The 25,095-nt window shown below is 67.5% G+C and carries 21 protein-coding genes; 13 read left to right on the plus strand and 8 right to left on the minus strand.

Annotated elements, in window-relative coordinates:
* The first annotated feature begins 153 nt into the window (after positions 1–153).
* Complete coding sequence (locus AB1I47_RS19490) at positions 154–1,755, plus strand: peptide chain release factor 3 (protein WP_354685378.1); 1,602 nt, start codon at positions 154–156, stop codon at positions 1,753–1,755.
* Between the two features lie 151 nt (positions 1,756–1,906).
* Here AB1I47_RS19490 and AB1I47_RS19495 read toward each other — a convergent pair whose 3' ends face one another.
* Entirely contained in the window at positions 1,907–4,063 is a 2,157-nt protein-coding gene (locus tag AB1I47_RS19495) for a TonB-dependent receptor family protein (RefSeq protein WP_354685379.1), read from the minus strand.
* A gap of 360 nt (positions 4,064–4,423) precedes the next feature.
* On the opposite strand from AB1I47_RS19495, the gene AB1I47_RS19500 reads away from it, so the two are divergent.
* The 3 genes from AB1I47_RS19500 (at position 4,424) to AB1I47_RS19510 (ending at position 8,048) form a co-directional block, all read left to right on the plus strand.
* Entirely contained in the window at positions 4,424–5,671 is a 1,248-nt protein-coding gene (locus AB1I47_RS19500) for an MFS transporter (RefSeq protein ID WP_354685380.1), read from the plus strand.
* Positions 5,672–5,845: 174 nt separating this feature from the next.
* Positions 5,846–6,757 carry an AraC family transcriptional regulator gene (locus AB1I47_RS19505; protein ID WP_354685381.1) on the plus strand — a complete coding sequence of 304 codons (912 nt, stop codon included), beginning with the start codon at positions 5,846–5,848 and terminating at the stop codon, positions 6,755–6,757.
* 346 nt (positions 6,758–7,103) lie between these two features.
* A complete protein-coding gene (locus AB1I47_RS19510) occupies positions 7,104–8,048 on the plus strand; it encodes a mechanosensitive ion channel family protein (protein ID WP_354685382.1) in 945 nt (314 codons plus the stop codon).
* 21 nt (positions 8,049–8,069) lie between these two features.
* On the opposite strand, the gene edd is transcribed toward AB1I47_RS19510, so the two are convergent.
* Positions 8,070–9,962, minus strand: a complete 1,893-nt coding sequence (gene edd, locus AB1I47_RS19515; RefSeq protein ID WP_354685383.1) for a phosphogluconate dehydratase — start codon at positions 9,960–9,962, stop codon at positions 8,070–8,072.
* A 184-nt stretch (positions 9,963–10,146) separates the two neighbouring features.
* On the opposite strand from edd, the gene zwf reads away from it, so the two are divergent.
* From zwf to AB1I47_RS19540, 5 genes are all read left to right on the plus strand, one after another.
* Entirely contained in the window at positions 10,147–11,613 is a 1,467-nt protein-coding gene (gene zwf / locus AB1I47_RS19520; protein ID WP_354685414.1) for a glucose-6-phosphate dehydrogenase, read from the plus strand.
* Between the two features lie 55 nt (positions 11,614–11,668).
* Positions 11,669–12,349: a 6-phosphogluconolactonase gene (pgl, locus tag AB1I47_RS19525; protein WP_354685384.1), complete on the plus strand. Its 681-nt coding sequence runs from the start codon at positions 11,669–11,671 to the stop codon at positions 12,347–12,349.
* Between the two features lie 56 nt (positions 12,350–12,405).
* Complete coding sequence (gene glk, locus AB1I47_RS19530; protein WP_354685415.1) at positions 12,406–13,416, plus strand: glucokinase; 1,011 nt, start codon at positions 12,406–12,408, stop codon at positions 13,414–13,416.
* A gap of 164 nt (positions 13,417–13,580) precedes the next feature.
* A complete protein-coding gene (locus AB1I47_RS19535) occupies positions 13,581–14,303 on the plus strand; it encodes a response regulator transcription factor (RefSeq protein WP_354685385.1) in 723 nt (240 codons plus the stop codon).
* Complete coding sequence (locus tag AB1I47_RS19540) at positions 14,303–15,631, plus strand: sensor histidine kinase (protein WP_354685386.1); 1,329 nt, start codon at positions 14,303–14,305, stop codon at positions 15,629–15,631. The genes AB1I47_RS19535 and AB1I47_RS19540 overlap by 1 nt, the downstream gene beginning before the upstream one ends.
* Before the next feature lie 2 nt (positions 15,632–15,633).
* Here AB1I47_RS19540 and AB1I47_RS19545 read toward each other — a convergent pair whose 3' ends face one another.
* Both AB1I47_RS19545 and AB1I47_RS19550 read right to left on the minus strand, forming a co-directional pair.
* Positions 15,634–16,194, minus strand: a complete 561-nt coding sequence (locus tag AB1I47_RS19545; RefSeq protein ID WP_354685387.1) for a hypothetical protein — start codon at positions 16,192–16,194, stop codon at positions 15,634–15,636.
* 83 nt (positions 16,195–16,277) lie between these two features.
* On the minus strand, positions 16,278–17,213 hold the full coding sequence (locus tag AB1I47_RS19550) for a 2-hydroxyacid dehydrogenase (protein ID WP_354685388.1): 936 nt from the start codon (positions 17,211–17,213) through the stop codon (positions 16,278–16,280).
* 441 nt (positions 17,214–17,654) lie between these two features.
* On the opposite strand from AB1I47_RS19550, the gene AB1I47_RS19555 reads away from it, so the two are divergent.
* Positions 17,655–18,110 (plus strand): YccF domain-containing protein, encoded by a 456-nt coding sequence (locus AB1I47_RS19555; RefSeq protein ID WP_354685389.1) that lies wholly within the window; start codon positions 17,655–17,657, stop codon positions 18,108–18,110.
* On the opposite strand, the gene AB1I47_RS19560 is transcribed toward AB1I47_RS19555, so the two are convergent.
* From AB1I47_RS19560 to AB1I47_RS19570, 3 genes are read right to left on the minus strand one after another with little or no spacing between them, the layout of a single operon-like run.
* Positions 18,107–18,577, minus strand: coding sequence for a MarR family winged helix-turn-helix transcriptional regulator (locus AB1I47_RS19560; RefSeq protein WP_354685390.1), 471 nt, complete (start codon positions 18,575–18,577; stop codon positions 18,107–18,109). The two genes, AB1I47_RS19555 and AB1I47_RS19560, sit on opposite strands and share 4 nt — an antisense overlap.
* 47 nt (positions 18,578–18,624) lie before the next feature.
* Entirely contained in the window at positions 18,625–18,804 is a 180-nt protein-coding gene (locus AB1I47_RS19565) for a hypothetical protein (protein ID WP_354685391.1), read from the minus strand.
* Positions 18,794–20,476: an FAD-dependent oxidoreductase gene (locus AB1I47_RS19570; protein ID WP_354685392.1), complete on the minus strand. Its 1,683-nt coding sequence runs from the start codon at positions 20,474–20,476 to the stop codon at positions 18,794–18,796. Before AB1I47_RS19570 ends, AB1I47_RS19565 begins: the two co-directional genes overlap by 11 nt.
* A gap of 194 nt (positions 20,477–20,670) precedes the next feature.
* On the opposite strand from AB1I47_RS19570, the gene AB1I47_RS19575 reads away from it, so the two are divergent.
* The 3 genes from AB1I47_RS19575 to AB1I47_RS19585 all read left to right on the plus strand — a co-directional run bounded on the left by AB1I47_RS19575 (position 20,671) and on the right by AB1I47_RS19585 (position 24,366).
* On the plus strand, positions 20,671–22,509 hold the full coding sequence (locus AB1I47_RS19575) for an OPT/YSL family transporter (protein WP_354685393.1): 1,839 nt from the start codon (positions 20,671–20,673) through the stop codon (positions 22,507–22,509).
* Positions 22,510–22,608: 99 nt separating this feature from the next.
* Positions 22,609–23,766 (plus strand): acyl-CoA dehydrogenase family protein, encoded by a 1,158-nt coding sequence (locus tag AB1I47_RS19580; RefSeq protein WP_354685394.1) that lies wholly within the window; start codon positions 22,609–22,611, stop codon positions 23,764–23,766.
* A gap of 27 nt (positions 23,767–23,793) precedes the next feature.
* Positions 23,794–24,366: a hypothetical protein gene (locus tag AB1I47_RS19585; protein WP_354685395.1), complete on the plus strand. Its 573-nt coding sequence runs from the start codon at positions 23,794–23,796 to the stop codon at positions 24,364–24,366.
* Positions 24,367–24,614: 248 nt separating this feature from the next.
* Here AB1I47_RS19585 and AB1I47_RS19590 read toward each other — a convergent pair whose 3' ends face one another.
* On the minus strand, positions 24,615–24,989 hold the full coding sequence (locus AB1I47_RS19590; RefSeq protein WP_354685396.1) for a PHA-granule associated protein 4: 375 nt from the start codon (positions 24,987–24,989) through the stop codon (positions 24,615–24,617).
* Between the last annotated feature and the right edge of the window lie 106 nt (positions 24,990–25,095).

Genomic DNA, 25,095 nt, shown 5'->3' on the forward strand with positions numbered 1-25,095 from the left:
ATCGGCCCGCTGCGGCGCGCGAACCGGTAAAATAGCGCCCCATTCATTCCCAACGCGTGCCCGCAGGGCCCGGCCCACCGCCGCCCGCGGCGCTGCCGGTCCTGGTACCGGCCACCCGCCGGGCCAATCCTACTTCCCAGTCAAACTCCTGCCGTGAGCTCGCTCGTTTCTGAAATTGCGCGTCGTCGCACCTTTGCCATCATCTCCCACCCCGACGCGGGCAAGACGACCCTGACCGAAAAGCTGCTGTGGTTCGGCGGCGCGATCCAGGTCGCCGGCGAAGTGCGCGCGCGCAAGGCCGACCGCCATGCCACCTCCGACTGGATGGAGCTGGAAAAGCAGCGCGGCATCTCGGTGACCTCGTCGGTGATGCAGTTCCCGTACCGCCGCGACACTGGCAACGGCAATGCGCAGGAGAACATCGTCAACCTGCTCGACACCCCGGGCCACGAGGACTTCTCCGAAGACACCTACCGTACGCTGACCGCGGTCGACTCGGCAGTGATGGTGATCGATTCGGTCAACGGCGTGGAAGCGCAGACCATCAAGCTGCTCAATGTCTGCCGCCTGCGCGACACGCCCATCCTCACCTTTATCAACAAGCTCGACCGCGAGGGCCGCTCGCCGATCGAACTGCTCGATGAAATCGAGGACGTGCTGCAGATCCAGTGCGCGCCGATGACCTGGCCGATCGGCATGGGCAAGGCCTTCCGCGGCGTGTACCACCTGATCGACGACAAGGTGCAGCTGTTCGACCCGCACGGCGACAAGGGCACCGCGGCAATCCTGGACGGGCTGGACAATCCGGAACTCGACCGCATCCTGGGCAGCCAGGCCGAGGAGCTGCGCATCGAGATCGAGCTGGTGCGCGGCGCCTCGCACACCTTCGACAAGGAAGCGTTCCTCAACGGCAAGCAGACCCCGGTCTACTTCGGCTCGGCGATCAACAACTTCGGCGTGCAGTCGCTGCTCAACGCGCTGTGCGAGCTGTCGCCGCCGCCGCTGGCGCGCAACACGGACTCGCGCGTGGTGGAGCCGCAGGAACAAAAGTTCACCGGCTTCGTATTCAAGATCCAGGCCAATATGGATCCGCGCCACCGCGACCGCATCGCCTTCGTGCGCGTGTGTTCGGGCCGCTTCGAGCGCGGCATGAAGCTGCTGCACGTGTCCGCCGGCAAGACCGTGGCGATCAACAACGCCATCACGTTCATGGCGCAGGATCGCAACACCACTGAGGAAGCCTACGCCGGCGATATCATCGGCGTACCCAACCACGGCACCATCCGGCTGGGCGATGTATTCACCGAGGGCGAACCGCTCAAATTCACCGGCATCCCGTCGTTCGCGCCGGAGTTCTTCCGCCGCGCGCGCCTGAACAACCCGCTGAAGGTCAAGCAGTTGCAGAAGGGGTTGCAGCAGCTTGCGGAAGAGGGCGCCACGCAGATGTTCCGACCGCTGGCGTCGAATGACCTGGTGCTGGGCGCGGTTGGTATCCTGCAGTTCGATGTGGTGGCGCACCGGCTGGAGCATGAGTACGGCGTCGATGCCATCTTCGAATCGCATGAGTGCGCGACGGCGCGCTGGCTCAAGGGCGATGCGGCGGAGATCGAGAAGCTGATCGCGAAGGCGGGGCACAATGTGGCGCTCGATGGCGCTGGCGATCATGTGTACCTGGCGCCGAGCATGGTGAACCTGAGGCTCACGCAGGAGCGGTTCCCGAACCTGCAGTTCCTGGAGACGCGTGAGATCGTTTGATCGCGGACGCGACTGCAATGCAAAACGGCTCGCTAATGCGAGCCGTTTTGCTATCTGAGGGTTTGCTCCCCTCTCCCGCTTGCGGGCGAGGGGAGCGTCCGCGTGGGACGGTGGACTTCAATGCAGGCGTCAGTACGCGAGTCCCGCAGCGTTAGTAAGCCAGCGACGCCTGGATATAGAACGTCCGCGGCATCCCCACATACTTGCCGGCATTGTTATCCGTCGAACGCGTGAAATAGCGCCGGTCGAACACGTTCTTCACCCCCACCGCCACCTTCAGGTTCTGCGCGGCCTTGCCGAAGTCATAGCCCACGCGCAGGTTCATCAGCGCATAGCCGGGGATATCGCCCAGCGCACCGTTGGCGCTTTCAGCGGTCTGGTACGTCGTAGACGTGCTGGGATCGCCCGGCGAGCGCTGCTTTGACTGCGCAAACCCGTCGATATTGAACGCCCAGCGGTTGCGCGCATAGCGCATGCCCACCGTGGCCACGTGGCGCGAGTAGAACGGCAGGTCGCGCCCGGCGAAGTTGCCCTGGTTGTAGGTCGCTTCGGTGAAGGTATAGGTCGCATACGCCGACAGGCCGGCCAGCGACTTGTCGAGCGCGCCGAAGTCATAGCGCAGCGACGACTCCACACCGCGGTGGGTGGTGGCGCCGAGGTTGGTCCACGCATCCGGCGCGCCGCCGGTGCCGCCGCGCAACTGCAGCTCGTCGTCGAAGTCGATATTGAACAGCGTCAGCTCGCCGCCCCAGCCATTGGCGTTGAAATGCGTGCCGACCTCGTAGGTCTTGGCCTTCTCCGGCGTCAGGCCGTTGGTGGTCTGCGCGATCTGGAAGTACTGCAACGGGCCGAACGACACGCCGGCGTTGGCAAAGAGCTTCCACTGGTCGCTGACGTGGTACATCACGGCCAGCGAGGGCAGCGGCTCGTTGGACGAGACGTCGCGGCGCACGTCGGTGAAGCGGTCGGTCACGTTCGCGCGGATGAACTCGTAGCGCAGGCCCGGCGTGATGGTCCAGTTGCCGACGTTGATGGTGTCGTCGATATAGACCGCGTTGGCGGTGGTGCCGCCGGTGCGCCACTGGTACACCGGCGAAGCCAGCGTGGTGGCATCGACCGAACCCGGCAAGTAGTAAGCGGTGCGCGAGGCCTGCTCGTCGCTCGCTTCGCGCAGGAAGCGGTAGCCGACGCTGACCTCGTGGCTCATGCTCTCGCCACGGAAGAGCTGCGAGTAACGCGGCTCGATCGCGAACGTGTGGTAGTTGCGCGGCGCCGCGGTCAGGCGGCGGCGTCCCGCCTGCGCGCCGGTGCCTTCCTGCTCGATATTGCTGCCGCGGAAGCTGTCGGTGTAGTACGTCAGCACCTCGAACTTGCGGTCGTTGTCGTTGTGGCTGTACTTCAGGCTGAAGTCGTGGCGGCGGCCGCTGAAATTGTCGAACGGGCGCACCGACTGGAACGGATTGGCCGCGTACTGCCCCGGCGTCAGGCCGCCCGGCATGCCGGCCGTGCCTTCGTAGTAGTGGAACGACGCGCTCAGCGCATCGGTCCTGGAGATCCGGTAAGCACCCTTGAGCAGCAGGTCGTCGATATTGACGTGGTCGTTGCTCTCGCGATAGCCGTTGCCATGGATCCCGGAGTACAACAGCGCGCCGCCCAGCCCCTGCTCGTTGGTGCCGCCGATAAACGCGGTCGGGTTGGTCTTGATATTGCCGCCGTGGCTGTAGATGTCGGTCTCGATCGACGCATCGGCGGCGTACGTCTTCGGGATCGGGCGCGTGACGAAGTTGATGATGCCGCCCACGTTCTGCGGGCCGTAGCGCACCGAGCCGGCGCCGCGCACCACGTCGATGGTTTCCAGGTTGCCAAGCGACAGCGGTGCCATCGACAACTGCGGCTGGCCGTACGGCGCCACGGCCAGCGGAATGCCGTCCATCAGGATGGTCGAGCGCGGCGACAGGCGCGAGGTCAGTCCGCGCACGCCCACGTTCAATGACACATCGCTGCCGCCGGTGCCGTTGTTCTCCTGCACCTGCACGCCCGGAATGCGGCGCAGCGCTTCCCGGACATTGTTGGCGCCGGCTTCCTGGAAAGTCTGGCGGTCGACGATGGTGCGCGCGCCCGGGTGCTCCAGTACCTTGGCCTCGTTGGCATTTTCCAGCCAGTTGCCGACTACGGTGACCGCGTTCAGCGTGGTTTCGGAAGTGGCCGCGGCAGCGGCAGCGGGAGCGGGTTCGGCGGCGTGGGCAAGCTGCGCGCACAGCAGGGCGGCGCCGAAGGCACCGACGGAAAGGCGGAAAGCGGGCTGCAAGATGAGATTCCTGAAAGGCAGCGCGATCCGCAAGCCGGGTGAGAAAAGTCGGCGGCCGCGCCAATGGGCGGCGATTATAAATGCGACTGATTCTCAAAAGCGAGGCACCCGGCACGTCAGCCGGGGCAATTGTGGTATCTCTGCATCAATGTAGAGACATTAAGGCTACATGGGTGAGGCGTAATATCGACATCTCGTGGGCGCATTGTCCCGCCGGGAGTGTGCGGCTGTGGGCATTTGTATGCAGCTATTCAGCAGGCGCTTTAGAATCTTGCCTTTGTGCGTCACGCACGCCCGAGCCTGACCGGCGTCGGGCAGGCTGGCCCCGGCGCACACCAATCTCCGCCTTCTCCCTCATCCATGTCTTCCCCTGCCACCGTCCCGGCCGCCGAGCCGGACAGCGTATTCGGCGACGCGTTTTTCCGCCGCTACTGGTTCGCACGCCTGTGCACCACCATCGGCTACCAGATCTTTACCGTGGCGGTCGGCTGGCAGATGTATGACCTGACGCGCGATCCGCTGATGCTCGGCATGGTGGGGCTGGTGCAGTTCCTGCCGTCGGTGGTGCTGATCCTGATGTCGGGCCACGTGGCCGACCGTTTCGACCGGCGCAAGATCGTGCGTACCTGCCAGTCGCTCGAGGCGCTGCTGGCCGCCGGCATGGCGGTAGCGAGCCTGAGCGGCTGGATTGACAGCCACCATATCTTTGTCTTTGTCGCGCTGATCGGTGCCACGCGCGCGTTCGAGAACCCGACGCTGCAGGCACTGCTGCCCAGCGTGGTGACACCGCGCCAGCTGCCGCGCGCGGTGGCGCTGGCAAGCTCGGCCGGCCAGACCGCCATCATCATCGGCCCGGCCATCGGCGGATTTGCTTATGTAGCGGGACCGGGCGTGGTCTACTCGCTCAGCGCCACGCTGTTCGTCATCGCCGCGGTGCTGGTCAGCGGCATCCGGCTGCGCCAGGCCGCGCAGCGCCTGACGGCGCCGGTCAGCGTGCGCACCGTGTTTGCCGGCTTTGCCTATATCCGCAGCCGTCCGGTGCTGCTCGGCGCGATTTCGCTCGACTTGTTCGCGGTGCTGCTGGGCGGCGCCGCCGCGCTGTTGCCGATCTACGCACGCGACATCCTGCACACCGGGCCGTGGGGGCTGGGGCTGCTGCGCTCGTCGCCGGCCATCGGCGCGCTGGCAATGGCGCTGTGGCTGGCGCGCCATCCGCTGAACCGGCGCGCCGGGCCCATCATGTTCGGCGCGGTGGCGGTGTTCGGCGTCGCCACCGTGGTGTTCGGGGTGTCGACCTGGCTGCCGCTGTCGATGGCGGCGCTGGTGGTGCTGGGCGCCTCGGACATGATCAGCGTGGTGGTGCGCTCCACGCTGGTCCAGCTCGATACCCCCGACGACATGCGCGGGCGAGTGGGTGCGGTCAATTCGGTGTTTATTGGCGCGTCCAACCAGTTGGGCGAGTTCGAGTCCGGCGTCACCGCGGCGCTGTTTGGCCCGGTGGGCGCGGTAATCCTGGGGGGCGTCGGCACACTGCTGGTGGTGGCAGTGTGGATGCGGCTGTTTCCGGCGCTGGCCTCGCGCGACAAGCTGCACGACCATCCCGCCTGAGCGGCGGCAAAACCGAGCCCATGGGCTGGCGAGCGTACCCGTTTCTGCGTGCGTCGGGGCCGGTGCTGGCGGCGGTATAGTCTGGGCTTGCCGGCCAACTTTCGTCGCTGAAAGTTGGACCCGGCACGATCCCGCAACGCTCGACAGCGCGCCCTTTCAACGTCCTCCAGCCCCATGGCCAATCCCACCGACCCGCTCCAGCGCCACGCGGTGTTTGCCGCGCTCAGCGGCTCGCGCGCCTCGCTCGAACGCGCCACTGCGCTGGGCGATGGCCTGGGCCTGGCGCTGTGGCGCAACCGGAACGACAGTACCGACTACGCGCAGCCTGGCCACCACACCATGTCGGTCTACCTGGAAGGGGGGCACGGCACCTACCGGCGCGACCAGCCCGGCAACAAGGGGGGTCCCGGCCGGCTGTGCCTGCTGCCGGCCGATCATGCGTCGCGCTGGCATGTGGGCGGTGCCCAGCGCTTCCTGCACCTGTATTTCCGGCCCGAATACCTGGCCTGGCACTGCGTGCGCCTGCTGGATCGTGAGCCGCGCGCGGTGGCGCTGCGCGACCTGACCTTTGCCGAAGATCCTTACCTGTTCGCGCTGAGCCGGCGGCTGGCCGCGCTGGACTGGCGCGTACCCGAAGCGCGCATGGCCGGCAACGCGCTGGCCCATGAGGCCGTCAGCCACCTGGTGCTAAGCCACGCGGGCCGCGCGGCATCGATGGAATGGCGCGGTGGCTTGTCGGCGCAGGCAAGGCGCCTGGTACGCGACTGGATCGACAGCCATCCCGCGCACAACCCGACGCTGGGTGAGCTGGCGGCGCTGTCCGGTCTGTCCGAATTCCATTTCGCGCGGATGTTCCGCGTGTCGTTCGGCATGCCGCCGCATGCGTGGATCCTGCGCACACGGCTGGAACGCGCGCAGCGGCTGCTGAGCGAGCCGCGCCTGACCCTGCATGAGGTGGCGGCGCGCGCAGGGTTTGCCTCGGCCAGCCACCTGAGCCATCGCTTTCGCGCTGCCTTCGGCGTCACGCCGGGCGGCTGGCGCGCTGGCGCATCGGTCTGCGTTCACGCGTCCCCGAGCGAAAACTAGATCCGGCGCCAGCCTCGGCGCCGCAACGGCTGGCGCCGGCACGGCTGCGCGCGCGGCGGATCGGCCGGAAACCAAATCCCGCTTTGCTTGTCCCCTTCACTGTAGTGCGTGACTCGGCTTTGTCGGTGATCGTCTGACATCGTGCATTCAACGTTCATCAATTTGTCAAAGTAAATCCCGCGGATACGGGCAATGAGGCTGGGCCCATGACGTCCGCCGACGCACGCTGAGGCACGCTTAGGCACGCAGAAACGGGTACGCCGCGCGCGCCGCGGCACCGCTTTTCCGAAACGGCGCATTGCGCTCGACCACGATCGGAACAACAACGCAAAACGGAGCCGCTCCCATGGACCTCAACTTCATCGACGCAGACAAGCTGGAGGCCGGCTGGACTTACCTGGTTCAGTTCGCCATCAACCAGGGCATGAACTGCCTGGCGGCCATTGCTATCCTGATCGCCGGCTGGTGGCTGTCAGGACGCATCGCCACCGCCGCGCGGCGCGCGCTGAGCGGCACCCATGTCGACGCGACCATGCGTCCGCTGCTGGCCAATGCGTTGCAGTGGATGGTGCGGGTACTGACCATCGTGCTGGTGCTGTCGCAGTTCGGCGTGCAGACCGCCAGCATCATCGCCATGCTGGGTGCCGCGGGCCTGGCCATCGGGCTGGCGCTGCAGGGCACGCTGCAGAACATCGCCGCCGGCATCATGCTGGTGTTGCTGCGGCCGTTCCGCGTCGGGCAGTACATCGATGCGCAGGGCGTCGCCGGCACCGTGCGCGAGACCGGCCTGTTCATGACGGAGCTGACCACGTTCGACGGCGTCTGCCTGCGCGTGCCCAACGGCAAGCTGTGGGGCAGCGCGATCACCAACTACAGCGAGAACGCGACGCGCCGCGCCGATATCGAGGCCACGGTGACGTTCGACAGCGACGTGCAGAAGGGACTGGAAGCGCTGCGCGAAATGCTGGTGCGCGAGCGGCGCCTGCTCGACGAGCCCGCGCCCGAGACCATGGTGGTCAACTACACGCAGCAGGGCATTACGCTGAACGTGCGCTACTGGACTTCGAACGATGATTACTGGAACGTACGCTTCGCCTTCTACGAGCGCATCAAGCAGGTACTGGAAGCCGCCGGCTGCAAGCTCGCCGTGCCGATCCAGGAGCTGCATGTGCCAGGCTCGTCGGCAGTGCCCGGCGCGGTAAGGGTCAGCGACAGCGCGCCCGCGGCCTCCAACCCCGCCTCGGCACGGCCGGCCGCCGGCCCGCGGCAGCCGGCGCACCAGGCCGGTTAGCCTTGCAAAAAACGAGAGGCCTCAGCCGGCGTGGGTGGCGTGGCTGCCCGCGCCCGTGTGGGCCTTGCGCGCTTCGTCGTGCGAGGTGACGCCTTCATCGGAAAACAGCGTGCAGGCGCCGCTCTCGGCGGTGCTCACATTGCAGCGGAAGGTCGCGAACAGCTCGCGCCCCACGCCATGCCGGTTCGCGGTGAGATCAGGACGCGTCGTGTCGCGCGCGTTCCACTCATCGGCGGGCACCAGCACGTCCAGCACGCCCGCCGGCGCATCAACGCGTACCAGGTCGCCGGTACGCACCCGCGCCAGCGCGCCGCCGCGCAGCGCTTCGGGGCAGACATGAATTGCAGCTGGCACCTTGCCCGACGCGCCCGACATGCGCCCGTCGGTCACCAGTGCCACATGGAAGCCCCGGTCCTGCAGCACCGTCAGCGTCGGCGTGAGCTTGTGCAGCTCCGGCATGCCGCAAGAGGCCGGGCCCTGCCATGGCAGCACCGCGACAAAGTCGCGCTCCAGCTCGCCGCGCTTGAACGCGTGCAGCACATCGTCCTGATGCTCGAATACGATCGCCGGCGCCTGCACCACCTGGTGCTCGGCCTTGACCGCGGACGTCTTGATCACCGCGCGGCCCAGCTTGCCGTCGAGCACCTTGATGCCGCCATCCGGCGCGAAGGGTTTGTCGGCGCTGCGCACGATGCTGTCGTCCAGCGGCGCCGCGGGGCCATCGATCCAGGTCAGCTTGCCATCGCGCAGCACCGGCTCGCGCGTGTAGTCCGCCAGCCCGCGCCCGACGATGGTGGTCACGTCGTCATGCAGCAGTCCCAGCGACAGCAGCCCGCGGATCACCACCGGCAGCCCGCCGGCTGCCTGGAACTGGTTCACGTCGGCCTTGCCGTTGGGATAGACGCGCGCCAGCAGCGGCACCACCGCGGACAGTTCATCGAAGTCATCCCACCCCAGCACGATACCCGCCACACGCGCCATGGCAATGAGGTGCAGCGTGTGGTTGGTCGAGCCGCCGGTGGCCAGCAGCCCGACGATGCCGTTGACGAAGGCGCGCTCGTCCAGCACCTCCGCCACCGGCGTATAGCGCTCGCCGCCGTGCACCAGCTTCAGCGCCTGGCGCGCCGACTCGCGCGTCAGCGCCTCGCGCAGCGGCGTGTTGGGATTGATGAAGGCCGTGCCTGGCAGATGCAGCCCCATCATTTCCATCAGCATCTGGTTGGAGTTGGCGGTGCCGTAGAAGGTGCAGGTGCCGGGGCCGTGATAGGAGCGGGTCTCGGCCTCGAGCAGTTCCTCGCGGCCGATCTTGCCTTCGGCATAGAGCTGGCGGATGCGCGCCTTCTCGTCGTTGCCGATGCCGGTGGTCATCGGCCCGCCCGGCACGAACACTGCCGGCAGGTGGCCGAACGACAGCGCCCCCATCACCAGTCCGGGAACGATCTTGTCGCACACACCCAGGTACAACGCGGCATCGAACATCTGGTGCGACAGCGCCACCGCGGTGGACAACGCGATCACGTCGCGCGAAAACAGCGACAGGTCCATGCCGTCCTGGCCCTGCGTGACGCCGTCGCACATCGCCGGCGTGCCGCCTGCGAACTGCGCGGTACCGCCGGCTTCGAGCGCGGCTTCCTTGATCCATTGCGGGAACGCGGCCAGCGGCTGGTGCGCCGACAGCATGTCGTTGTAGGCTGAGACGATCGCCACGTTGGGCTGCTCGTCGGCCTTCAGGCGGATCTTGGCGGCGTCAGGCATCGCAGCCACCGCGTGGGCGAGGTTGGTACAAGAGAGCTGCGCGCGTTCGACCTTCTGCCCGGCCATGGCGCGGGTGCGGTCGAGATACGCCTGGCGCGAGGCGGCGCTGCGGGAGACGATGCGGGCGGTGACCCGCTCGAGCACTGGATGACGTGGCATGGGGTTCTCCTGCGGGGGAGCCTTCAGCCTAGCGCACTTTCCCTCGCACTGCACGGGGCACGCAGAAATGGGTACGCGTCCTCGCCAAGCGGTGGGGACTCACGTAAACTGGCCGCAACACCGCCCTCAATGGCGGCAATGCCTGCAATGGCCGCAACAATGGATCAAGGAGTCCTGGGTGAGCATGCCTGATTTCGACATGGTGCTGTTTGGCGGCACCGGCGACCTGGCGCGGCGCAAGCTGCTGCCTTCCCTGTTCGATGCCCACCACGCGGGCCTGCTGCATCCCGCCGCGCGCATCCTCGCCACGGGCAGCCAGCCACAGTCGACCGCGGACTACCTCGCTTCGCTGGAGCACACCGTGCGGCCCGCGCTGGCGCATGCGCCGCCGGAGTCATGGGACAAGTTCTGCGCGCGCATCGTCTACGTGCAGGCCGATGCACGCGTGCCCGCGCATTTCGACGCGCTGGCCGAGCAGGTGCTGTCGCGCAAGCCCGAAGTGGTGGTGTGCTATCTCGCCACCGCGCCGCACCTGTTCGTGCCGATCTGCGAGCAGCTCGGCCGTACCGGCCTCAATACCTTGGGCGAACCCGACGCGCCCAAGGTCCGCATCGTGCTGGAAAAGCCGCTGGGCCACGATCTCGAATCCAACGAAGCGATCAATTCGGCGGTGGCAAAGTTCTTCGCCGAAGAGCAGATCTATCGCATCGACCATTACCTCGGCAAGGAGTCGGTGCAGAACCTGATGGCGATCCGCTTCGGCAACGCGCTGTTCGAGCCGCTGTGGCGGCGCGAGTGGGTGCAGGATGTGCAGATCACTATCGCCGAAGAGCTGGGCGTGGAAACGCGCGGCGATTTCTACGACCGCACCGGCGCGCTGCGCGACATGGTGCAGAACCACCTGCTGCAACTGCTGTGCATGGTGGCAATGGAACCACCGGCCAGCCTCTCCGAAGACGCGATCCGCGACGAGAAGATCAAGATCCTGAAGGCGCTCAAGCCGATCACGCCGCAGGACGTGGCCGAGAAGACCGTGCGCGGCCAGTACCGCTCCGGCGCCATCGGCGGCAAGCCGGTGCCCGGCTACCTGGAAGAAGAAGGCATCGCGCCCGACAGCCGTACCGAGACCTTCGTCGCGATCAAGGCCGAGATCGCCAACTGGCGCTGGGAGGGCGTGCCGTTCTACCTGCGCACCGGCAAGCGCATGCAGTCGCGCGTGGCCGAGATCGTGATCCATTTCCGCGACGTGCCGCACGCGATCTTCCCGCGCCCGCTGACGCTGTCGCCGCAGAATCGGCTGGTGATCCAGTTGCAGCCCGAAGAGAGCATCCGGCTGTACTGCCTGGTCAAGCAGCCCGGCGATACGCTGGAGCTGACGCCGACCTCGCTCGACCTGGATTTCGCCAACTCGTTCAAGGCGCGCCGCGCGGGTGCCTACGAACGCTTGCTGCTCGACGTGATTCGCGGCCGGCTGGGCCTGTTCGTGCGCCGCGACGAACAGGTGCAGGCATGGCGCTGGGTCGAACCCATCATCGACACCTGGGCCGAGAGCACCGTGCCGCCCAAGCCCTATACCGCCGGCACCTGGGGCCCGGCCGCGTCGTCGGCGCTGATGTCGCGCGACGGCGGGCTGTGGCACGAGGAAGCCTGAGCGATGCGAGCGAACACAAGCCGTAGTGCCAACCGGATCAGCAAAGGAAACCATCATGCGCATGTTTGAACATCCCACCCCGATGGACCAGGCCGAGGCGCTGGCCATCTCGATCAGCAATGCGCTGGAGCTGGCTATCCGCGCCAACGGCTGGGCGGTGCTGGCGGTGTCGGGCGGGCGGTCGCCGGTGGCGATGTTCGAGCGCCTGCGCTACCGGCCGGTGCGCTGGGAAATGGTGACCGTCACGCTGGTCGACGAACGCGTGGTGCCGCCCGACCATCCCGACAGCAACGCCGCGCTCGTGCGCGCGCACCTGCTGCGCGAGGCCGCCGCCAGCGCTGCCTTCCTGCCGCTGATTGCCGACGAGCAGGATGTGGCAGACCCCGCGCAGGCCGTCGCGCGCGCCAACCGCGGCTTCCGCCAGCCCGACGTGGTGGTGCTGGGCATGGGCGAGGATGGCCACACCGCCTCGCTGTTCCCGGATGCGCCCGAGCTGCAGACCGCGCTGAGCGAAACGCAGCCGGGCTACCTGATCACGCATCCGTCGGTCGCGCCGCATGCGCGCATCACGCTGAATCTGGCCGCGCTGCTGGCGGCCGAGCGCGCCTTCCTGTCCGTGACCGGCGCGGCCAAGGCCGAGGTTCTCGACCGCGCGCTGCACGCGCCCACACCGGCGCTGCCGGTGAGCCTGGTCGCGTCGCGGCACCGGCACGGGTTTGACGTGTTCAAGGCCTGATCAAAGGCACCAGGTCTTTCTTGCACCAACCTTCCCTGGGACGCTTCCCCGACGCCATGGCCACTGCTTCCGCTCCCTCTCCCGACACCTTCCCGCGCCTGCTTGGCGATGTCGGCGGCACCAACGTGCGCTTCGCGCTGGAGACGGCGCCGCGGCAGATCGGCCCGGTGACCGCGCTGAAGGTCGCCGACTTCCCCTCGCTCGAAGCGGCGCTGCGCCAGTACCTGGACGGGCTCGCCGGTTCCGGCCAGCCGGTGCCGCAACACGCGGCGATCGGCCTGGCCAACCCGGTGACCAGCGACCAGGTCCGGCTGACCAACCACAACTGGGCCTTCTCGATCGACGGCATGCGGCGCGCGCTCGGGCTGCAGACGCTGGTGGCGATCAACGATTTCACCGCGCTGGCGCTGGCCTTGCCGCACCTGCCGGCCGACGGGCTGGTGCAGGTGCGCCCCGGCACCGCGGTACGCACCGCGCCGCTGGCGCTGGTGGGGCCGGGCACCGGGCTGGGCGTATCGGGACTGGTGCCCGCGCCGGGCGGGCAGGCAGTGGCGCTGGCGGGCGAGGGCGGCCATATCGAGCTGATGCCGGACACCGGCGATGAATGGGTGGCCTGGCGCGCCGCCCATCGCAGCGTGGGCCGCGTGTCGGCGGAGCGGCTGTTGTCGGGCAGCGGCCTGTCGCATATCCATGCCGCGCTGGCCGCAGAAACGGGTACGCTTTTGCTCGCGCCGCTGCAGCCGGAGCAGGTCACCGCCGGCGCATTTGAGCGCAATGACCCGCTGTGCCAGCGCACCATGGCCGTGTTCTTCGGGCTGCTCGGTTCGGTCGCGGCCGATATCGCGCTGGTGCTGGGGGCGCGCGGCGGCGTGTACCTGGGCGGCGGCATCCTGCCGCGCTTCGTGCCGGCGCTGCAGGCCTCGGTGTTTGCCGAGCGCTTTGTCGCCAAGGGCCGCATGCGCGGCTGGCTCGAGGCCGTGCCGGTCCATGTCATCACCGCGCGCCACCCGGCGCTGGCCGGCCTGGCGCAGGCGCTGGACGAGCGGCTCGGGGGCAGGAAGAGCTAGTGTCCTGTCCCGCAAATAAACTCGATATGAAATCGCCCAGTTGCCTGCCATGCGTCGTTGCTCGTCGTTGCCATCGCTACGGCTATGGCGCCTCCTCGCGCCTAGCCTGACGAGCAATTGGACGATTTCATTTATCAAGCCATTTACGGGACAGGACACGAGCCATGCGCGTATTGCTGGTGGAAGACGACGCCATGATCGGCGACAGCGTCAGGGTGGCACTGCGCCAGGAGGGCTTTACCGTCGACTGGGTACGCGACGGCGATGCCGGACTGGCCGCGGCGAGCACCGCGCAGGACGGCGAAGCGTGCTACGACCTGGTGTTGCTCGACCTCGGCCTGCCGCGCCGTTCCGGCCTGGACGTGCTGCGCACGCTGCGCGCGCGCGGCGTCGCCACGCCGGTGCTGATCCTGACGGCGCGCGATGCGGTGGCCGACCGCGTGGCAGGCCTGAACGCCGGTGCCGACGACTACCTGGTCAAGCCTTTCGACCTGCAGGAACTGGCCGCACGCATGCACGCACTGGCGCGCCGCGCCGCGGGCCGGGCCGAGCCGCTGATCGCCTACGGCGACATCGTGCTCAACCCCGCCACGCGCGAAGCCACGCATCGGGGCGAACCGGTGCGGCTGTCGGCGCGCGAGTTCGCGCTGCTGTCCGCGCTGATGGCGCGGCCCGGCAAGGTCTGGTCGGTGCCGCAATTGCAGGAGCGCCTGTACGGCTGGGACGACGAAGTCGGCAGCAATACCGTCGAGGTCTATATCCACGCGCTGCGCAAGAAGTTCGGCGCCGCGCTGATCCGCAATATCCGCGGCGTGGGTTATGTGGTGCCGCGGCTTGACAGCGATGCGGCACCGGACAAGGCGGCCGGCGACGGAGACAGCCGCTGATGCGCTCGATCCAGCGGACCCTGCTGTGGTGGCTGGCCGCGGGCCTGCTGGCGGGCATCGCCATCGCCACCGCGCTGATCTACGGGCAGGCCCGGCAGGAAGCCAATGCACTGTTCGACTACCAGATGAAGCAGATGGCCGCCGCGTTGCCCAGCCAGTTCGGCAACCCGGTGGCGCCGCCGTTCGTCGGCGCGCCGGGCGACCTGACCCATGCGGACGAAGACGTCGTCATCCATATCTGGGATGGCTCGGGCCGCAGCCTGTACCTGTCGCACTCGCATCCGGCGCTGCCGCCGCGCGCCGAACTCGGTTTCTCCAACGTCACCACCGGGCAGGGCGAATGGCGCCTGTACAGCATGCAGCTTGGGCCCGCGGTCGTGCAGATCGCGCAGCCGATGAGCGCGCGCCGCACGCTGGCCGCGCGCATGGCGCTGCGTACCGTGGCGCCGCTGTTCCTGCTGCTGCCGCTGCTGGGGTGGCTGGTATGGATGGCTGTCGGCCGCGGCCTGCGCCCGCTGCGCGAGATCGCCGCCGAGGTCCGCTCGCGCGACGCCACCACGCTGGCACCGCTGGCCTTGCGCCAGATGCCGGACGAGATCGCCCCGCTGAGTGCCGCGCTGAACCAGCTTCTGGAGCGGCTGTCGCACGCCATCGACACGCAACGCGCCTTCGTCGCCGACGCCGCGCATGCGCTGCGCACCCCGCTGGCCGCGCTACAGCTACAGGCGCAACTGGTCGAGCGCGCCGACAGCGGCCCGGCGCGCGACGAGGCGATTGCCAGGCTGCGGCAGGGGCTGGAGCGGCTGACTCACCTGGTGACGCAACTGCTGACGCTGGCGCGGCAGGAGCCTGGTGCAGCGGCCACACCGCAGGAACCGGTCGAATTGCGCGAACTTGCTGCCAGCGTGGTGGCGGAGATGGCGCAGGCGGCGCTGGACCGGCATATCGATCTCGGCCTGGATGGGAGCGAGGACCGGACGCCTGCGATGGTGCGTGGGGATCCGGATGCGTTGCGCATCCTGCTGACCAACCTGCTGGATAACGCGTTGGCATATATCCCTGCGGGCAGCCGGATCGATGTGCGGGTGGGGCGCAGTGCCGATGGGCGCTCGGTCGAACTGATGGTCAGCGATACCGGGCCGGGGATTGCCGTCGAGGAGCGCGAGCGCGTGTTTGATCGCTTCTATCGGCTGGCGGATGCGCCGACGGGGGGCAGCGGGCTGGGGTTGGCTATCGTCGCGGAGATTGCGCAGTCGCACGGCGCGCGGGTGACGCTGGAGGATGCGGGGCCGGGGTTGCGGGTCAGGGTGGTGTTTGAAAAGGGTTAAGTTCAGGCGAACATCTCAGCCTGCTGATGCCGCAACTGGCTGATTTCCCTGCGCAAACGGAGTTTCTCTTCTGCCTTGCGCAACGCAGGTTCCGTCATGACGGAGAGCAGAAGTTCAAGCTGATCGACATCCCGCACCGTTTGAAAAGACCTGGTCTTGTTGATAAAAACAACAGTAGTCTTCTTGCGGCGAAGCAGTTCGATGACGTTGCTTAGCGTGCCGGTGCTCCTCGCGTCCCAGATCATCAGGCCGAAGTCGGCCGCCTGCGCCATCTCGACATCCTTGGCGGTAAAGAAGGCGCGGGATCCGGGTGCCACATGGGCTGCATCCACGCAGATAACTGGCCAGTGGCCAAGATTGTTTCGAGGTTTGCTGCCGCTGCAGTAGACAACGGCCCCAGCCGCCCCTTTGCCGGACAGGTAGGACTGGACGGAACTGTCTGCGCCATTTGCGTCGCCTACGATAACGGTGTGATCCCCCTGCACGATGTTATCGATGCGCTCCCGGACCTTCGGATCGAGCTGTTTGATACTGAGAGAGCCGGCTACAAAGATCTTGCTCATCGTTCGCGCCTCACCATGTCACTGTCGCTACATCAATGCTCCCGGCCTTCGCATCGACTCTGAGAACCCTGCCGGAGGGATCTTCAACCCACCGGCGTCAACAACCCCTCTCCCGCAAAATGCCTTCGCGCATTCTCCAGAAACTGCATGACCGACGCCGTAATCGCTTCCGGCGACCATCCGGCAACATGCGGTGTGAGCACAACGTTAGGGCAATCGAACAACACCACCGGCGGCGCCGGCTCGCTTTCATAGACGTCCAGCCCCGCGCCGCCAAGCTTTCCGCTGCGCAGTGCCGAGGCCAGTGCCTGCGTATCCACCACGCTGCCGCGCGCGATATTGACCAGGAATCCCGCCGGTCCCAGCGCTGTGAGCACGCTGGCATCGACGAGGTGGCGGGTATCGGCACCCCCGGGTGTGGCGATCACCAGGTAATCCGCCCACGCGGCCAGCGCGCTGACACTGTCGAAATAGCGATACCCCACATCTTCCCTCGGCTTGCGGTTGTGATAGCCGATCTCGAGATCGAAACCCTCGCCGCGCCGCGCGACGCGCCGGCCGATCGTACCCAGCCCGACGATACCCAGGCGCTTGCCTGACACATTGGGCCGCAGCGGCAGCGCGGTGCGCCAGGTGCCGGCGCGCGTGGCCGCGTCCAGTTGCGGCACGGCGCGTACGATCGCCAATAGCAGCGCGAAGGCGTGGTCGGCCACGCAGCTGTCGTTGGTGCCGGCGCCGTTGGCCACCGCGATGCCGCGTGCGCGGGCATGGGCGACGGCGATGTTCTCATAGCCCGCGCCCAGCGCGCATACCAGTTCCAGCGCCGGCATCGCGTCGATCTCGGCAGAGTTCAGGCCGGTGGAGCCATTGGTCAGCACGGCGCCGATGCGCGCGCCTTGCGTGGCGATCTGCGCGGCGCGAGCTTGCGCGTCGGGGGCGTAGACGATCTCGAAGCGTTCGGCGATCGCATCGAGATGCTGAGGAGCGACCTGGATCAGGATCAGCAGCGTGGGCTTCATGGCGGGGACAGGGTGCGCGGGCTGGTAGGGTTGGCGAAGGGTGAATGCGGGAGGCGGCGCAGCCGTCGCGATGGCGGCTGGCTGGCAAGCGTCACATTCTATCGCTGTGGCAACAGGCTTGCCGAAGGCGACCATGCTCGAGATGCGGCTTTGCGAGCGACATCGGCGGGCGGCATGGGGCCAACAGAACGCATCCGGAAGGGCACGCAGAAACGGGTACGCTTTGCCCTCGCAAGCCAGCTTCCGGCCATTGCCGCAGCCCGAATTCCGAAGTCTTTTGATAGCAGCAGAACATATCCAGGCCAGTCGCTGAAGGCATCGCGACGCGGTTTTGACAGTCGCCTCCGGGTACGCAGAAACGGGTACGCTTTCGTCCGCCAAGGCTTCCACCGCGCCGCATTGCGTATCATGCGTGTTGTTCTCTCCCTCCGAAAGGCTGGCATGCGCGCAATCGGCAACTTCCTCTGGTTCATCCTTGGCGGCGTGGTGATGGGCCTGGCCTGGTGGCTGGCAGGGCTGCTCTGCTTTATCTCGATCATCGGGATCCCATGGGGCAAGGCCTGCTTCGTGATCGGCGCCTTCACCTTCTTCCCGTTCGGCAAGCAGGCCATCAGCCGGCGCGAGCTGACCGGCCGCGACGATCTCGGCACCGGCGCGCTGGGGCTGGTGGGCAATGTGCTGTGGTTTGTGTTTGCCGGCGTGTGGCTGGCGATCGGGCATGTGATGTCGGCGATCGCCAACTTCGTCACCATCATCGGCATCCCGTTCGCGATCCAGCACCTGAAGCTGGCCGGCATCGCGCTGGCGCCGATCGGCCAGACCGTGGTCAGCAACGAGGTGGCCGAGGCCGCGCGCCGCGATGGCGCGCGTACGCAGGTGGACAACCTGCGCCGTTAGGCCGCGCCGTCGTCGGTATCGTCGTCTTCCTGCCGGCCGGCGTGCGCCACCAGCCGGTCGAGCAGGCTGCCCAGCAGCGCCTGTTCCGCATCGCTCAGGCAGCCAAAGATCTCTTCATTGCGCTTGGCGATCATTGCGATCGCCTGCCGGTACAGCGGCTTGCCCTGCGCGGTCAGCGACAGCACCACGCCGCGCCCGTCGGCTTCGCTGGCTTCCTTGCTGACCAGCCCGCGCTCCACCAGCGCCTGCGCCGAGCGGCTGGCCTGGCCCTTGGTCAGGTTGGCGCGGTGCGCCAGTTCATTGACCGACAGCGGCGCAAACGCGCCGATCGCCGCCAGGCAGCGGCCTTCGCTGAGCAGCAGGCCGCATTGCGCCAGGTAGGCGGCGGCGCTGTCCTTGTCGCTGAGCTTGTTGACCTGGTGCAGGCGGTAGGTCAGAAACTGGTCGAGGCGTGGCAGTGGCTTCATGGCGATGTGGTGTCGGGCGTCGGCATTGTAGAGCGCTTTGCGGCGTGCTATGCCGTGGTGCGCGCCTCGGCCTCGTCGATCAGTGCCAGCACCGGCGCCAGCGTTTCCTGCCGGCTGATCAGGCCCAGGCACACCATCGCCAGCAGCAGCGGGGCGCGCGCTTCGCCGGTGCGGCCCATGGCTTCGCACAGGCGGGTGTAGGCGGTGTCGAGGTCTTCAGCTTGCATGGCGGGCTCCGGTTTGCAGCAGCGGGGCGAGAGTGGCGCGCACGGCGTTCCATGCGGGTTTGCGCCAGCGCGCGAGTACGTAGCCGTCGGGGCGGATGATGTAGAGGGTGCCGGGCTGTGCGCCATAGCGGATGTGGGCCTGGCCGGCGACGTCGGTGAACGCGGCATGCCCAGACTCGCCGGAGCGGCCGACGATGACGCGCGCCTGCAGCGTGTCGGCATGCGCCTGCGTCAGCGCGGCCAGCGGCTCGGGCAACGTGGGTTCGTCACCGAAATACAGCAGCGTGAACGTCTGCCCGAAGCACTGCGTCAGGTGCCCGATGCCGGTTGCGCCAGACACGCGCGCCTCCGGAGCCGGCATGCCCGGCGCCGCGCCGGGACAGTCGTCGCCGAAGTCCGACGGCCCGTTCAGCGGCGAGCCGTCATAGGCGATCGGCGCCGACTGCCGCGGGTTGATCAGTGAACGCACCGCGCTGTCATGCTGCGCCAGCCGCAACGTGGCCTCGCGCATCAGCCGGAAGGCGAAGTCAGGCGGCGCCATGAACTCCGTGCTCTTGGCGCCGTAGGCGATGTTCTGCCGCGTGGCATGCACGCGTTCGGCCGAATAGGCGTCGAGCAGGCTGTCCGGCGCCTGGTCGCGCAGCACCCACGCCAGCTTCCAGGCGAGGTTGCCGGCATCGTCCAGCCCCGAGTTGAGCCCGCGCACGCCGAAGATCGGCACCAGGTGCGCGGCGTCGCCGGCGAACAGCACGCGGCCGTGGCGATAGTCCTGCAGCGTCAGGCACTTGGCGTTGTAGATCGAGATCCATAGCGGCTGCCACGGTTCGGTCTCGCCGATCATGTCGAGGTGGCTCTGCACGCGCGGCAGCACGTTCTCCGGTTTGACCGCTTCGTCCGGGTCTTCGTCGTCGCGGATCTGGTAGTCGATGCGCCAGACGTCGTCGGGCTGGCGGTGCATCAGGATGGTCGAGCCGGGGTTGGACGGCGGGTCGAACCAGGCCAGCCGCTCGACCTCGCGCTTTGTCTTCTGCACGATATCGACGATCACGTAGCGGCCTTCGTACTGCGTGCCTTCCATGCGCAGGCCGAGCTGTTCGCGCACCGTGCTGCGCCCGCCGTCGCACGCCACCAGCCATTGCGCATCGACCTCGACCATGCCGTCGCGGGTCTCGATCTGCGCGACCACACCCGCGTCGTGCGGGCGCACCGCCTGCACGCGCGCGCTGAAGCGAACGTCGGCGGGCTGGGCGCCATGCAGCGCGGCGTCATGGGCGAAGGCCTCCAGGTAGTACTGCTGGATATTGACCATCGGCGCAAAGCGCTCGCCTGGCTCGCTCGGCATGCGGAAGTGCAGCACCTCGGCGTCGCGGTAGTAGCTGCGCCCGCCTACCCATGGCAGCCCGGTGGCGACGGTGCGCCGGTCCGCGCCGACCCAGCCAAGAATCTCCAGCGAGCGGCGCGACATGCAGATGGCGCGGCTGCCGGCGCAGTAACCGTCATCGGCCTCCACCACCAGCGATGCGATGCCCAGGCGTGCCAGCAGCGCGGCAAGCGTCAGGCCGACGGGGCCGCCGCCGGCGATGAGCACCGGCACGCGCTGTGGCCAGGGGCGGGACGGCGTGGGCGGCGGTGCCGGAAGCACGGCGGCCTGGAATGCGTTGGGATCTGGCATACGAAGTCCGGTGGGCGGGTGAATGCAATGTAGTTGTGTGCGCAACTATATCGTCTGTATAGTTGCGCACGAAACTAGTGTTTACCCCGTTCCTGGTTCCGCTGGGGCCGGCGCGGGCACATTAAGAGACAATCGCACATCGGTGCGTGCTGAGCTTCGCCTATGCTTTGCTGGAAGCACACCCGTCTTTCCCCATGCCTACGCTGCCCACCGACGCCGCGCCCCGCACTGCCTGGTTGCCGTCACCCGGTAGCTGGCAGTACCACGCGCTGCTGGGCGCGGCCGGCATGCTGGTGCTGGGGCCGCTGGGCGGAATTGCCGCCGCATACATGAATTTCTCGCTGGGCTTTTTCGTCGGCGGACAGGTGGTCGCCGGCATCCTGGGCTCGGTGGTGACAGCGGGGTATGGCGCCCCCGGGCGCCACGGCGCCAACTACATCCAGACCGCGGCGGCCTCGGTGGCGGGTATGGGCGGCATGGCGGTGGTGCTGCAGGCGATGGCGTGGCTCGGCATGGCGCAGCCACCGCTGTGGCAGCTGGTGCTGTACATGCTGTGCATCGGCATGTATGGGGTGGGCATCGGCATGCTGTACACGCCGCTGCTGGTGGACCGGATGCAGCTCACCTTTCCGTCCGGGCTGGCGGTGGCCAATATCCTGCGCGCGCTGACCGACCCGGTGCTGCTGCGCCGCTCGGTAGCACGGCTCGGCGGTGGCATGGCGCTGGGCCTGGCAAGCGGCCTGGGCGGCGCGCGCCTGCCGTGGCTGGCGGGGCTGGATTTGTCGGCCGCAACCTTTGGTGCCGGCATGATCGTCGGCGCGCGCATCGGCATCGCGGCGCTGGTGGGCGGGTTGGTGGGATGGGCCATGACGCCATGGTTCGTCGCCGCGGGTTGGCTGGCGCCCGGCGAGCCATATCGCAAGGCCACCTTCCTGGTCGCGCTCGGCATGATCATGGGTGCGGCGGTGCTGGATGTGTCGCTGCTGGTGGCGCAGGCGTGGCGGCAATGGCGCGTGGGACGAGTGGGGCAGGGCGGAGCGCGCCAGGCACCGCATCCGGCAGCGCGGCGCGGGCCGGACATGGGCTGGGTAGCGGCGTGGGCGCTGCTATGGGGCACGGCGACGGTGGCGGCAGGCGTCGTCTGGTTCGGTCAACCGCTGGGCTTCCAGCTGATGGCGGTGCTGCTGGTGCTGGTATTCGCGCTGGTCAACGGCATCTCGGTCGGCATGGTCGACCAGAACCCGATCTCGTCGGCCTTCGTGCTGACCGTGATCCTGATGGCTGCCGCCGGGCTGCGCGCGCCGCACGTTGGGCTGATCGCCGCCACCGTGCTGCTGGTGGCCACCGCAGAGGCCAGCGACATGCAACAAGACCGATCCACCGGCTGGCGCCTGGGCAGCGACCGCATGGTGCAGTTCGGCTACCAGGTGGCGGGCATCGTCGTGGGCGCGCTGGTGGCGGTGGCGATGGCGCGGCTGTTCATGCATGCCTACCCTGTGCTGGCGCTGGACCAGACTACCTTGCCCGCCGACCAGCAGCCGGCGCGCTGGACTTCGGCGATGACCTACAAGATCGTCGGCGTGCTGCACGGGCTGGCCCAGCCGCGTACCGACCAGCATGTGGCGGTGGCGCTCGGGGTGGCGATCGGGCTCGTCACCGCGGTGCTGCGCAAGGCCATTCTCGGCAAGCCGGCATGGCAGCGCTTTGCGCAGTCCGGCCACCGCGGGAAAGCGGCGGATTTCCTGCTCGATGCGGTGATCCTGCCGTCGCCGTATGCTTCGTCGTTCGGCGGGTTCGTCAACCTGGCGGCCGCAGGCTGGATGGCCGCCGGTGGGGTGGTGGCCAGCGTGGCCGCCGCCGTGGCAAGGCGATCGGGAGCGAGCAGGCCCGGCCGCGGGCTGCCGCCTGACATGAGCACCACGTCGCTGATCGGCGGCGGGCTGATTGCGGGGGACGCGCTTGCCGCCCTGGCGATTGGCACGGCCGGGCTGCTATCGATCACATGGGATGGAAGCGTGGCGATTGTCAAATAATATTGACGCTTCTGTCCAAGCTGGCATGGATTGTCAAATACCGGGGCAGGCGTACCATTGTCCGCCAGACAGAAGTACTGGCTTGAACGGAGAATCGCCATGGCCCTTGACCAAGAATCCTTTGCCCTGCTGCGCGCCTCGGTGCAGCGCTTCATCGACGAACGCCTGAAGCCCGCCGAAGACACGCTGGAGGAAACCGACGACGTGCCCGCCGAGATCGTCGCGGACATGAAGGAGATGGGCCTGTTCGGCATCTCCATCCCCGAGAATTACGGCGGCATCGGCCTGTCGATGTCTCAGGAGTGCGATGTGGTCTATGACCTGGGCCACACCGCCTTTGCCTTCCGCTCGGTGTTCGGCACCAATGTCGGCATCGGCTCGCAGGGCATCCTGATGGATGGCACCGAGGAGCAGAAGCAGAATTACCTGCCGCGCATCGCCAGCGGCGACCTGATCATCTCGTTCGCGCTGACCGAACCCAATGCCGGCTCGGATGCGGCGTCGCTGCAGACCAAGGCCGAGCCGGACGGCGACCACTACGTCATCAACGGCACCAAGCGCTTTATCACCAACGCCCCGCGCGCGGGCGCCTTCACGCTGATGGCGCGCACCGGCGGCCCGGGCGCCTCCGGCATCTCGGCCTTTATCGTGCCGGCCGACACGCCCGGCATCTCGCTGGGCAAGCCCGACAAGAAGATGGGCCAGCGCGGCACCAAGACCTGCGACGTGGTGCTGGAAAACGTGCGCGTGCCGGCGGCCAACATCATCGGCGGCGTGCCGGGGGTGGGGTTCAAGACGGCGATGAAGGTGCTCGACCGGGGCCGCCTGCATATCTCGGCGCTGGCCTGCGGCATGGCGCATCGCCTGATCACCGATGCGGTGGCCTATGCCAAGGAGCGCAAGCAGTTCGGCAGGCCGATCGGCGACTTCCAGCTTATCCAGGCGATGCTGGCCGACAGCCAGGCCGAGCTCTACGCCGGCCTGTCGATGGTGCGCGACTGCGCCCAGCGCTACGACGCCAAGCCCGCCGGCAAGAGCGATCCGGAAGTCAGCATGCTGGCCTCCTGCACCAAGATGTTCTGTACCGAAATGGTGGGCGGCGTGGCTGACCGCGCGGTGCAGATCCACGGCGGTGCCGGCTATATCGCCGAGTACAAGGCCGAGCGCTTCTACCGCGACGTGCGCCTGCTGCGCCTGTACGAAGGCACCACGCAGATCCAGCAGATGATCATCGCCAAGCAACTCCTGCGTGACTGACCACGGGCCGTCGCGCCAGGAGTCGACATGAACGATGTGCAGATCCGCGGGCTTGCCAGCCCGCTGCAGGCAGAGCATGACGGCGACGCGCCACACCGGCTGCGCGCCGTGGTGGCGACCTACCGCCCAACGCTGCAGGCATACACGCTGGCGGTGTCGCCGGCCGAACTGATGTCGCTAAGCGCGATCCCCGCGGAGATAGCCGGCAAGATGGCGACCTTCAGCGACCCGCGCGCGCATGCGCACCTGGTGCGGCTGCGCACCGAGGTGCAGGCGAGCGGCATTGCGCTGCCCGGCGCCATCGTGGTGGCGGTGAGCGGCGGGCGCCTGCAGTGCGAATGCGATCACCTCTACACGCTGGAGTTGCAGCCGCGGCACGGCGACCGGCTTATCGTGATGGAAGGCTATGAACGCCTGCTGGCACTCGCACATGGCGAGCGGCGCCAATGCAAGACGCTGGTGTCGGCGGTGCTGTGGCGTACCGCGCTGGCTTGTGTCGCGGACGCGCCGATGGTGGATACCGCAGGCGAGGCAGTCGAGCCTGCCATGGCGCAGTCGTGCGCGGCCAGGTGGGCGAATGCGAGGCGGGTCTGGCATTGAATGCAGACACCGCGGAAGAGTAGAGCGGTGTTGGGTGCGCCAAAGCCGCCCGAACTAGCCCAAGCAAGGTGTTCTCCCTCTCCCGTCAGCGCCCCTCAGCGGGAGAGGGTTGGGGTGAGGGGTGGTCTAGCAACGAGCCACATCGAGCGAAGCCAACGGTTTTAACCCACGGACATCAGCCTTTGACGCTCCTGCCCTCTCAGCCAACCGGCAGGATGCGGAATTTCGGGGGTTGGCCAGTCGCCGCACTACTGCGGCCACACCCCATCGACATCGCGCAGCAGATGTCCGGCGAGGATATAGTCCCCGAGCCGCGTAGCCTTGGCTTCGAGGTCGAGCAGTTCATTGTCCGCCAGCGTGCCGAGATCGAACTGGCAATACAGGTTGCGTTGGCGGAACGTAGTCTTCGGTTTGGCAAGCCCTTCGATCAGGGCTTCGCGGGAGCGGACGGCGATGCTTTCCTGTCCGCGATACTGCACCTTGATACCGCGCTTTTCTCCGAGCCTGCCGAGTTCGACGGCATCCTGCCATCCGGTCTCGTAGTCCAGCTCAAGCGCCAGCACGTCTTCCGAAGCCAGAAGCCTGAGCGCTTCTGCCTTGCTGCCAGCTCGCACGATTGACATCCACACCTCTTATATCGACTTATACTGTACGAATATACAGTCAACCCGGGGTCGCGGCAAGGGCCTTGCGCCGCAGCAGCGGTGCTGGCTTTCGCACATTGTCCTT

The sequence above is a fragment of the Cupriavidus necator genome (assembly GCF_040578825.1).
In the GTDB taxonomy this organism is placed as follows: domain Bacteria; phylum Pseudomonadota; class Gammaproteobacteria; order Burkholderiales; family Burkholderiaceae; genus Cupriavidus; species Cupriavidus necator_E.